Genomic DNA, 9,477 nt, shown 5'->3' on the forward strand with positions numbered 1-9,477 from the left:
CGCCCAGGACGGCGGGGCCGGACGGGCCCGCATATCCATGCGGTTCGTCAGGCACTTGTCCAGCCCCGCACCTGACGCAACCTGCCGGTGTGGTCTCGGCGCCCTACTGGCGCTGGGCCTCATCCTGGGGCCGGAGCCGGCCACCGCCCGCTTGGTTCAGGCCGAGCTCGCCCGTGTCGCGCTCGCGCCGCCACCCGGAGCCCGCGTCCCGTTGGATCTCGCCGTCACCGACGCGCGCACTGGGCAGCCGACCACGCTCGGCCAGGCCCTCGGTGGCCGGGCTGCCCTGCTGCTGCCGGTGGATTACACCTGCGGCAATGTCTGCGACCCGATGGTGTCGATGTCGGCCGAAGCCTTGGGCGCGACAGGCCTTCCGGCCGAGGATTACGCGCTCGTGCTGGTCGGCATCGATCCGCGCGACGATCCCGCGGCTGCGCGCCGCATGCTCGCGGAGACGCTGGGAGACCGGGATGCGTCGCTCCGGCCCCGGGCACTGGTCGCGTCGGACACCGCCCTCGCGCGCCTCCGCGGCGCCCTGGGCTATACGGCGGTCTACGATGCCGGCACCGACAGCTTCGCCCATCCGGCCGCGGCCGTTCTTCTCGCCGCCGACGGTCGGGTGGCCCAGGTTCTGTCGCCCCTCGCGCTGACTGGGCGGGATCTCCGTCTCGCCCTGACGGAGGCCGGCGAAGGCCGGGTCGGCAACCTCGCCGACCGGCTGACCCTGCTCTGCTACGGCTACGATGCCGCGCGCGGCGTCTACACACCGCTCATCCAGCGGATCCTGACGGTCGCCGGGATCGTCACCATCCTGGCGATCGCCCTCCTCATCGCCGGCCTGACCCGCCTCGCGCGTAGGCCGCCGGCCTGACGGCGGCTTTGTCCCGGCTCAGCGCTTGGTCGAGAGGCCCTGAGTCCCGGGAGCCGGTGCCTCACGCTTGAGGCTGGCATTGAGATGGGGCGAATCCGTCGGCTCCTCCCGAGTGGTCGGCGTGGCGGAATCCTCGGGTGCGGGCATCGGCGGCAGCGGCGGTGTGTTCGGCCGCACCGCCAGGTCCGGGGCAGCATCCTTGACCATGTTGCGGTTCGTCATACGCGATAAGCCTTCTCTGATGCCGCACGGTGGCGTGGTCTGCCCGGAGCACGGTGCCGGGCTTCCGGGCATGCCGGGGTGGACGCGGATATCGACCAGGGTCGTATCTCGATCAACGTCGCACATAAGTGCTCGGTTGCTGCCAAGCTTAGCTGGCGGAAGCTTGAGCAGGTCTCGGGATAGGAACCTTGGTTATTGCTGAAGGTTGTTGCGGGGTGAAGCGAAGCCTGAGGAGGAACTGATGGCATCCGGAAATTCGACCTCGAAGCGGGGCTTTGCCTCGATGGATCTGGAGCGGCAGCGCGAGATCGCCAGCAAGGGCGGCCGCAGCGTGCCTGCCGAGAAGCGCTCCTTCTCTCAGGATCGTGAGCTCGCCTCGTCCGCCGGCCGCAAGGGCGGTCAATCCACGGGGACCGGCCGAGCCGAGTGAGGGCTCTACCGAACCGTACCGCGTAGCGGCGCCGCGTCCCCCGGGACCGGCGCCGTTTTCGTTACAGGCTACGCCCGTGCAGGGCGTCGCGCACAGCAAAAGGCCCCGCCGGGACGACGGGGCCTTTTGCTGTGCGATCCCGTAGAATCGGCAATCAGGAGATACAGCGACCAGGAGTCATCCGACGCGCCTCGGGGCCGACCAGAGAACTCAGCGCCGCCTCGCAGCCCTCGCGCATCCGACGCGGTAGCTGCTGCAGGATCGGCTTCATCTCAGGGTCCTGGGCCTCACCCGCGACGGGCGCATTCCGACCGTCGAGCCGCTGAACACCTGCAATTCGCGTCGGGCTGATCGCCAGGGAGACGGGGCGCATCCCCGGCAGTGGGGCCTGGACGGTCTGTGCTGTGGGCACCGGCATCGTCCAGCGATCGGCTGTATCCCGCACGACCGGCTGGACCAGGACGGTGAGAAGAGCGGCAGGAGCACTGACGCCCAGAATGAAACCAGACCGCAGCATCGCCCCAACCTCATCGCGAGAGCTTGACAGGATGTTCGTACAACGCGCCCTGCAATCGCAGGTTCCTAGACTGTCTCGCGTCGACGCATCCTGAGTATTCGAACGCAGCTCGGCCGTTGGTGCGGCGGCGCACCCACGCTATCCACAGCCCCCGGATGTTGCGCAAAGGCCACCAACGACGAAAAAGCGCATTTGCTGGAACCTCCCGGTCCGGCACCCGTTCTCTGTGAACCCGGCCACCTGGTCCTCCCCGCATTCCCCTTGTGCATCGGCCGGAACCTTTTCAGACGGGCTGGAGCCTTCTCCGGCCCGTTTTTTTGCGCGCGGTTCGCCGGATCGGAGCGCCAGGACGGGCAACAAAAAACCCCGGCTCGCGCCGGGGCTTTTTTAGTGTCGCCGCTCTGGGTTGCGTGCGGCCGGGGCGAGCCCCGGAGCGACCGTGCAAACTCAGTGTCAGGCGGACTTGGCTTCCCGACGACGCGCCGTCTGCTGGAAGAACAGCGCCTGGCTGATCACCGCCGAGACATTCGCGGGCTGGAACGGCTTGGCGATGAGGAAGGCCGGCTCTGGCCGCTCGCCGGTGAGGAAGCGCTCGGGATAGGCGGTGATGAAGATCACCGGCACCTCGAAGGACTTGAGGAGATCGTTCACCGCGTCGAGGCCGGAGGAGCCGTCGGCGAGCTGGATGTCGGCGAGGATGAGGCCGGGGCGCTTGCCCTCGCCGGCGATCTTGACCGCCTCGCTGCGCGTACGGGCGACACCGATGACATTGTGGCCGAGCCCCTCGACCAGCGCCTCGAGATCCATCGCGATCAGCGGCTCGTCCTCGATGATGAGGATCTCGGTCGCCATGTCGGCAGCCAGTTCGCGGCCAGCCTCGTCCACGAGATCGCGGACCTCGGAGACGTCGACTCCCAGGATGATCGCCGCGTCCTCCTCCGAGAAGCCCTCGAGGCAGGAGAGCAGGAAGGCCTGCCGCGGCAGCGGCGTGATCTGGCCGAGGCGGACTTCCGCCGGCAGATCGTGCTGGACCTGCTCGCTGCGCCCGTTCACCGACAGGGAATTCCAGATCCGCGTGAACACGCGGAACAGGTCGGCCTTGATGTTGGCGCTCCGGCCCAACGTGTCCGGCTCGTTGACGAGGGTCTCCAGGGTAGCGGCGACGTACGCGTCACCCGCCACTTGGCTACCCGTGAGCGCACGCGCGTAGCGGCGCAGGTACGGCAGGTGCTGTACCACGAGTTGCGATGTCGACATTCGATCCCCTGTGCCTCGCCGTGTTGCCCGGCCGCGAACGCCACGGTGCTTGACCGAGGGCCTGCCGGGGCCGGCTTGTGTCCTGCGCAGCCTACCGCCCAACGCGGATGCCCGCACTCCGTTCCACCCCCCGGCGGAACCGATCCCGGCGGGCAGGCGTTGCCGGCGCAGCCATGGCGTATGTCGAGCCGCAGCACAATGCGGCCGAGCCGACTTCGGCAACAAGGGGCGTATTGATGGCGGACCAGAGGAAGGAGGCAGGCTTTCGCGTGCGCGACCCGCAGGCCGAGACTGCCTCGGATCCGACATCAGAGCCCCAAGACGGCTCCATCGACGAGGGCCGTTCCCAGAGCCCCATGCCGAGCGATCGCCCCCGGTTGCGATCGGGCCTGAGCGACCAGACCCGCAATCGTATCGCCGTACAGTTGCGGGCGATGTACGATACGGTCACGCAGCAACCTGTGCCGGACCGTTTCGCCGATCTGATCGCGAAGCTCGACAGCGCCGACCGGAAAGCCTGAGCCTGATGCATCCGCCGCTTCGGTAGGCGGGGGCCGCTCTTCTTGCAGAGATCCCGCCGGCCAGGCAGCGGCCCTCCGGGTCGGTCCCGCGCATCGGCTCAAAACGGAAAGCCGCCGCAGGGGGCGGCGGCTTTCTCGAAGTCCCGGATGCCGGCCCCGACCAGGACCGGCGGCTCCGGTGGACCCTCAGAGGGTCGGCGAGCGCCCCCGCATCAGGCCCACGACCGCCGAGATCGCGAACAGAACGATCGCCACGAAGAACACCAGCTTGGCAGCTTCCATTGCCGTGCCGGCAATGCCGCCGAAGCCAAGCAGAGCGGCCACGAGGGCGACGACGAGAAAAGTTACGGCCCAACCGAGCATGGTTCGTATCCTTGAAAAGTATCAACGCGGGCGGGCCGCGTCGTTCTGAACACGAAAACGCCAAGGTTTCGCTCCGGTTCCGCCCATAATGCGAAGTCCTGTGGGCATGTAGGGGCGCGAGCACCGTCCGCGACATGGGGTGACGGAACGAGACAGGGGCGCTAGCGTTCGAAGAGAGGTCTCCAGGCTCGATCCGGGAATTGCGATGCTGCAATCTGCCAAGAGTGCCGTTCGATCGAAGGCCGCCGCGATGGCGGCGCGCCTCGCCGCCGTTGTCGACAGGGCCGGCGATGCCCTGCGCGCCGCGGTACTCGGTCTTTCGCCGATACCGGCCCCCGTTCCGGTCCGTGTGCGGGCCCGGCAGACGCGACGCCAGGCCTGACAGCCTGCGTCTCTCCCGGCAATCCGCCGCGCATCGCGGGCAACGCGCTCATCGGGCCTCCGGGGCGAAGACATCCTCCCGGGGTACGCGTCCCGCGGCAAACGGTGGCGACGCTCTCGCAGGTGGACAGTCGCGTAGGCTCGGATGGGACGGGGCGCCGCCCAGGCTCCGGAGCGATTGCCACGCCGCCGCGAAGCGTCCAATGAACGGCCGCTTCGATCGCTCGGGATCGCGATGGCCGACGCAGACGAGAACAGCCTGACCTTCAATCCTTCGATGCCCCCGGCCGGCCGGCTGGACGAGGTCGCGCCGCTGATCCGGCGCCGGGTTGCGCCGAATGGCGGGCCGTTTACGGCGAGCGGCACCTGCACCTACGTGGTCGGCCGGGGCCGGGTCGCGGTACTCGATCCGGGCCCAGACGATCCGGCGCATATCGAGGCGCTGCTTCAGGACCTCGGTACGGAGCGTGTGGAAGCCATCGTGGTCACCCACACCCATCGCGATCATTCGCCGGGGGCCCGGCTCCTGGCTGCGCGCACCGGCGCACCGATCGTCGGGTGCGGGCCGCACAGGGCCGCGCGCGCCTTGGCGGAGGCCGAGACCCCGATGCTCGATGCCAGCGCCGACCGGGCCCACGCGCCCGATCGGGCGATGGCGGAGGGCGACACCGTCGCCGGCCCGGGCTGGACCCTCGTGGCGGTGGAGACCCCTGGTCACACGATGAACCATGTCGCCTTCGCGTTGCCGGAGGCGCAGGTGCTGTTCTCGGGGGACCACGTCATGGCGTGGTCGACGACGATCGTGGCCCCGCCGGACGGTGCGATGCGGGCCTACATGGCGTCCCTCGACAAGCTGCGCGGGCGCGACGAGACGGTCTACTGGCCGGGCCATGGCGGGCCGGTGCACGAGCCCGCCCGGTTCCTCCGCGGGCTTGCCGGGCACCGGCGTCAGCGCGAGGCGGCGATCCGTACGCGGCTGGCCGCCGGAGACGGGCGGATCGCCGACATCGTCGCGGCGATCTACCAGGGGCTGGATCCCCGGCTCCGCGGAGCGGCGGCACTCTCGGTCTTCGCTCATCTGGAGGACTTGGTCGGGCGCGGGCTCGCAACCTGCGACGGCGCCCCCCGACTGGACGGCAGCTACGCGCCCGCCTGAGGGGCGCGACGGTTCACTTCACCGCAAGGGCGAGGTTGGCGACGTCGTCAAGATAGGCCCGGATCCGGTCGGCGTTGCTGCCGAAATCGCGGCCACCGAGTCGCGAGGCCGAACGCACGTCGATCCGCGCCCCGTCCGCGCGCGGACGAATGCGCACGGTGACGTCGTCGGGCAGGTTGAGGATCAGGCCGCGGGCCACGGCCTCGATCCGCCCGCTCCCGGTCCGGCCGCCCGGCCGGATCGCCTCGACGATCTGCCAATGCCGCTTCAGGGCCGCCTGCCGGGCGAGTTCGAAGGCCTCGTCGGCGCCGATATCGAGGGTCAGCGGCGCGATCTGCGGATAGGCGCCGCGCTGGCGCTCGCGGATCCCCGGTCCAGGATCCGCCGGGTAGCGGCCGCCGCGGGCCGCGAAGGCCGCCCGCGAGCGCGAGAAGGCGGGCGGGTTGTCGATGTCGGTGGTGATGTCGGACAGGGCCGGCAGCCGCAGACCGCGCAAGCCCAGGAAGGCGGGATAGCCGAGAACCGCAAGGGCGAGGATCAGCCCGGCGAGGGCGGCACCGAGACCGCGGGCCCCCTCGCGCCAGACCCGCACGAAGGCGAAGATCGCGGCCGCCGCGGCCAGCACCGCGACACAGAGCCCGGCCACGAGGGCCGCGAGCGCCGCGTCGGTATCGGCACGCGGATCCCGGACCAGGATCAGGGCGATCCCGGTAGCGATGACGGAGAACACGGCAAGCCGCCGGGCCAGTGGCCCGGCGCGGGTGACGGGTTCCTCGATGAGCAGGCGGCGCATGGGGATCATGAAGGCGTTCGAGGCCTGATCTTAGAGCTTGGCCGGGACAGGCGCCATCGCGCGACGATCACGGCGCATACGCGCGGGCGTTGCCAGGCAGACCGAGCGTGGCGGGCAACTTGAGGGGATCGGGCAGCATCGCTTCCCCAATCCGGCTGGCCGGATCGGATGACTCGACGGGGGTGACCGTCTGTGCCGTCAGGGCGCTCCAGGGTCCCGTTACCGCGAACTGGATCCCGCGGGCCGGATCGGCCTGGGGGCGCAGGACGAGATCGCCCCGGACATCGAGCCGCCGATCCGGCAGCGAAACCTGCCCGTGCAGGGTGGCGCCGACGCCGGGCCCCAGAAGCCCCGACTCGGCGATCTCGCCCACGCCGTCGACGAAGCGCAGCGTCACCACCGCCCGCTCGAAGGCGGTCCGGCCGTTCCGGCGCGCCAGGGCGCCGGGCGCCACCACACCGTTGCGATGGATGACGTCGGCGAGATCGAGGCCCGCGATGGCGCCGCCATCCATGGCGAGGGTGGCCCGACCGCCGAGATGCGCTAGGAGCTCGGTTGTGTCGCGGGCCTTGGATTCGACGGAAAATTGTCCCTGCGCGGGTCCGACCACCCAGCGCACCGCGCCGATCTCACCGAGCAGCGCGCCGAGATCGATGCGGTCGAGGCTCCCCTGCATGCGCAGGTCGGTTGCGGCCGGATCCGCCCCGCTCGTCAGGTTCACCCGTCCCTTGAACGTGCCGTCCTGGATCCGGGCCCGGTTGACGGCGACTTCCAGCGCGGCTTCGCGCACCAGGACACTCGCCGCCAGATCCTGAACCCGAACCGCGCCGGCGCGCCCCTCGGAGGCGGACAGGCGCAGGTCGAGGTCGCCCTGTGTGAACGGCGCCAGAGCGATCGACGCGGGCGCAGGGTCGAGGATCCGCGTGAGATCCGCGACGAGGGGCGTGAGGTCGAGCGTCTCGGCCGCCAGGGTTGCCTGCACCGAGAGGCGCGGCGCCTTGCCCGGTCCGAAGGCGACGGCGCCGGCTCCTTCCAGGACGTTCTGGCCGAGGCCGATGCGCAGGCTCGGCCAGGAGACGGATCGCTCGGCCGTCTCGAACCGGCCGTCGATCGAGAACGCCCCGGCCAGCGGCGCCAGCGGAACGGCTCGGCCGATCCAGGCCAGGCTGCCCGGCAGGGAGCGCGTCTCGAACCGCACCTGTCCGGCGAGCGCGGGCAGCGCGCCGCCCTCCGCTGCCGGCGCCACCGTTCCGTCCGCCACGAGACTGCCGTCCGGCCACACAATCTCGGCCGTGAACGGGGTGCGGCGGCCCAGGGCAATCTCGGATGGCCGCAGGTGGGTCACAGTGATCCGGGTCGGCACGCCCCGCCAGGTCAGGCTGGCACGGCCCTCCGCCGCCGTGCCCCAGAGCGGCCAGGCAAGGTCAAGATCGATGTCCCGGGCCGTGTCGCCTGCGCCGAGGCGCGCATCGCGCAGGACGATCCGGCGCGGCCGGGCCGTGTCGCCCGACCGGGCCTTCTCGACAAGCCGCGCCAAGGGCTCGTCCCAGCCGGCCGCGTCCTCCGACAGGCGCGAGCCCTCCAGGCGCAGGCCGCTCACGGCCGCCTGCCCGCCGAGGAGGCTCAGCGGATCGAGGTCGATGGTCAGGCGGCCTTCTTCCGCCAGCACCGGACCGGCGTATCCGGCGGCGAGCCGGACGCGGTTGAGGGTCAGACGCGGCCAGGGGAGGAGCGCGAGGCTCGCTGGCCCCTGCAGCGTCAGGCCGAGGCCGTAAGCCTCGAAGGCGCGGCGGGCGAAGGCCGTCACCCGGCCGTCGTCCAGGGGCCAATCGCGCAGGCCGAGACCGGCCGCGATCAGGCTCCCGAGAGCGAGGACGAAGATCGGGCGGCGCAGCGACATCATGCTCCGAAGGGGCGGCGGCAGTGGCCGGAAGCCGGGCGCCGCGCCGGCCCCTCTGGCTGCCACGGCCCGGCAGGGTCTGCACGTCGAATGGGCAATCTAGCGTCCTCGGCCGGATTTGTCTGCCGCACCCACGCAGGGCCGCCCTGCCCTCCCCAACGCAGTGCCGGTTACGGATCGCCCGAGACCGCACGGGCCGGGGCGGCGCACCACTGGATTTCGCGCGCGGAATCGGGGAGAGCAGGCGCGAGGACACGCGCTTCCCAAGGTTTCGGCCGGTCGGGTCCGGCGGGAAAAGGACGGTTCGATGAAGAAGGTCTACACGGATGCCGCCGCCGCCCTGGCCGGCCTCCTGCACGACGACATGATGGTGATGTGCGGCGGTTTCGGCCTCTGCGGCATCCCCGACGAGCTGATCGAGGCGGTGCGCCTCTCGGGCGTCAAGGGCCTCACCGTCGTCTCGAACAATGCCGGCATCGACGGGGTCGGCCTCGGCAAGCTCCTGGACACCCGCCAAGTCCGGAAGATGATCTCGTCCTACGTGGGCGAGAACAAGGAGTTCGCCCGCCAGTATCTCGGCGGCGAGCTGGAGATCGAGTTCAACCCGCAGGGCACGCTGGCCGAGCGGATCCGCGCCGGCGGCGCCGGCATCCCAGCCTTCTTCACCAAGACCGGCGTCGGCACCAAGGTTGCCGACGGCAAGGAGATCCGGGAGTTCGACGGCGAGTCCTACGTCATGGAGCGCGGCCTGTTCGCCGACCTCGCCCTGGTCCACGCCCATACGGGGGATACCGAGGGCAATCTTCGCTACCGGATGACCGCGCGCAATTTCAACCCGATGATGGCCACCGCCGCCAAGATGACGGTTGCGCAGGTCGAGCACCTCGTGAAGCCGGGCGAGATCGATCCGGACACGATCCACACGCCCGGCATTTTCGTGAAGCGGATCATCGACGTGGGCGTGCGCGACAAGCGCATCGAGCAGCGCACCACGCGCAAGCGCGGTGACAGCACCCCGGCCGCGGCGGCCGGCGGCGGCACGCACTGATCGGACGGGAAGGGAGCG

The 9,477-nt window shown here is 70.5% G+C and carries 10 protein-coding genes; 5 read left to right on the forward strand and 5 right to left on the reverse strand.

Annotation, left to right across the window (positions count from 1 at the left end; genetic code table 11):
- Positions 1–55 precede the first annotated feature (55 nt).
- Complete coding sequence (locus BLT59_RS00650; RefSeq protein ID WP_244513764.1) at positions 56–871, forward strand: thioredoxin domain-containing protein; 816 nt, start codon at positions 56–58, stop codon at positions 869–871.
- Between the two features lie 18 nt (positions 872–889).
- Here the strand turns inward: BLT59_RS00650 and BLT59_RS00655 are convergent, their stop codons facing one another.
- On the reverse strand, positions 890–1,093 hold the full coding sequence (locus tag BLT59_RS00655; RefSeq protein ID WP_091775079.1) for a hypothetical protein: 204 nt from the start codon (positions 1,091–1,093) through the stop codon (positions 890–892).
- A gap of 241 nt (positions 1,094–1,334) precedes the next feature.
- Between BLT59_RS00655 and BLT59_RS00660 the strand changes: the two genes are divergently transcribed.
- Complete coding sequence (locus BLT59_RS00660; RefSeq protein WP_010683678.1) at positions 1,335–1,523, forward strand: con-10 family general stress protein; 189 nt, start codon at positions 1,335–1,337, stop codon at positions 1,521–1,523.
- Between the two features lie 970 nt (positions 1,524–2,493).
- Here BLT59_RS00660 and BLT59_RS00670 read toward each other — a convergent pair.
- A complete protein-coding gene (locus tag BLT59_RS00670) occupies positions 2,494–3,297 on the reverse strand; it encodes a response regulator (protein ID WP_091775085.1) in 804 nt (267 codons plus the stop codon).
- 173 nt (positions 3,298–3,470) lie between these two features.
- Between BLT59_RS00670 and BLT59_RS32230 the strand changes: the two genes are divergently transcribed.
- Positions 3,471–3,818 (forward strand): NepR family anti-sigma factor, encoded by a 348-nt coding sequence (locus tag BLT59_RS32230; protein WP_348272278.1) that lies wholly within the window; start codon positions 3,471–3,473, stop codon positions 3,816–3,818.
- Between the two features lie 186 nt (positions 3,819–4,004).
- Here the strand turns inward: BLT59_RS32230 and BLT59_RS00680 are convergent, their stop codons facing one another.
- Positions 4,005–4,181: a DUF1328 domain-containing protein gene (locus tag BLT59_RS00680; protein ID WP_007568853.1), complete on the reverse strand. Its 177-nt coding sequence runs from the start codon at positions 4,179–4,181 to the stop codon at positions 4,005–4,007.
- Between the two features lie 616 nt (positions 4,182–4,797).
- Here BLT59_RS00680 and BLT59_RS00685 point away from each other — a divergent pair.
- The gene (locus tag BLT59_RS00685; RefSeq protein WP_091775088.1) at positions 4,798–5,718 is read left to right on the forward strand and encodes an MBL fold metallo-hydrolase; all 921 of its coding nucleotides are present in this window, start codon (positions 4,798–4,800) and stop codon (positions 5,716–5,718) included.
- 13 nt (positions 5,719–5,731) lie between these two features.
- Here BLT59_RS00685 and BLT59_RS00690 read toward each other — a convergent pair whose 3' ends face one another.
- Positions 5,732–6,511, reverse strand: a complete 780-nt coding sequence (locus BLT59_RS00690; protein ID WP_091775708.1) for a DUF1499 domain-containing protein — start codon at positions 6,509–6,511, stop codon at positions 5,732–5,734.
- 67 nt (positions 6,512–6,578) lie between these two features.
- Complete coding sequence (locus BLT59_RS00695) at positions 6,579–8,414, reverse strand: AsmA family protein (RefSeq protein ID WP_244513765.1); 1,836 nt, start codon at positions 8,412–8,414, stop codon at positions 6,579–6,581.
- A gap of 304 nt (positions 8,415–8,718) precedes the next feature.
- Here BLT59_RS00695 and BLT59_RS00700 point away from each other — a divergent pair, with 304 nt between their 5' ends.
- Positions 8,719–9,459, forward strand: a complete 741-nt coding sequence (locus BLT59_RS00700) for a CoA transferase subunit A (RefSeq protein WP_091775092.1) — start codon at positions 8,719–8,721, stop codon at positions 9,457–9,459.
- Positions 9,460–9,477 lie beyond the last annotated feature (18 nt).

It is taken from the genome of Methylobacterium sp. UNC378MF, from assembly GCF_900103195.1.
Classification (GTDB): domain Bacteria; phylum Pseudomonadota; class Alphaproteobacteria; order Rhizobiales; family Beijerinckiaceae; genus Methylobacterium.

Excerpts from the sequence above, each read along its gene's own strand:
- BLT59_RS00695 (WP_244513765.1), bottom strand. The coding sequence starts at position 8,414 with ATGATGTCGCTGCGCCGCCCGATCTTCGTCCTCGCTCTCGGGAGCCTG.
- BLT59_RS00685 (WP_091775088.1), top strand. The coding sequence starts at position 4,798 with ATGGCCGACGCAGACGAGAACAGCCTGACCTTCAATCCTTCGATGCCC.
- BLT59_RS00660 (WP_010683678.1), top strand. The coding sequence starts at position 1,335 with ATGGCATCCGGAAATTCGACCTCGAAGCGGGGCTTTGCCTCGATGGAT.
- BLT59_RS00690 (WP_091775708.1), bottom strand. The coding sequence starts at position 6,511 with ATGCGCCGCCTGCTCATCGAGGAACCCGTCACCCGCGCCGGGCCACTG.
- BLT59_RS00670 (WP_091775085.1), bottom strand. The coding sequence starts at position 3,297 with ATGTCGACATCGCAACTCGTGGTACAGCACCTGCCGTACCTGCGCCGC.
- BLT59_RS00655 (WP_091775079.1), bottom strand. The coding sequence starts at position 1,093 with ATGACGAACCGCAACATGGTCAAGGATGCTGCCCCGGACCTGGCGGTG.
- BLT59_RS00700 (WP_091775092.1), top strand. The coding sequence starts at position 8,719 with ATGAAGAAGGTCTACACGGATGCCGCCGCCGCCCTGGCCGGCCTCCTG.
- BLT59_RS32230 (WP_348272278.1), top strand. The coding sequence starts at position 3,471 with ATGGCGTATGTCGAGCCGCAGCACAATGCGGCCGAGCCGACTTCGGCA.
- BLT59_RS00680 (WP_007568853.1), bottom strand. The coding sequence starts at position 4,181 with ATGCTCGGTTGGGCCGTAACTTTTCTCGTCGTCGCCCTCGTGGCCGCT.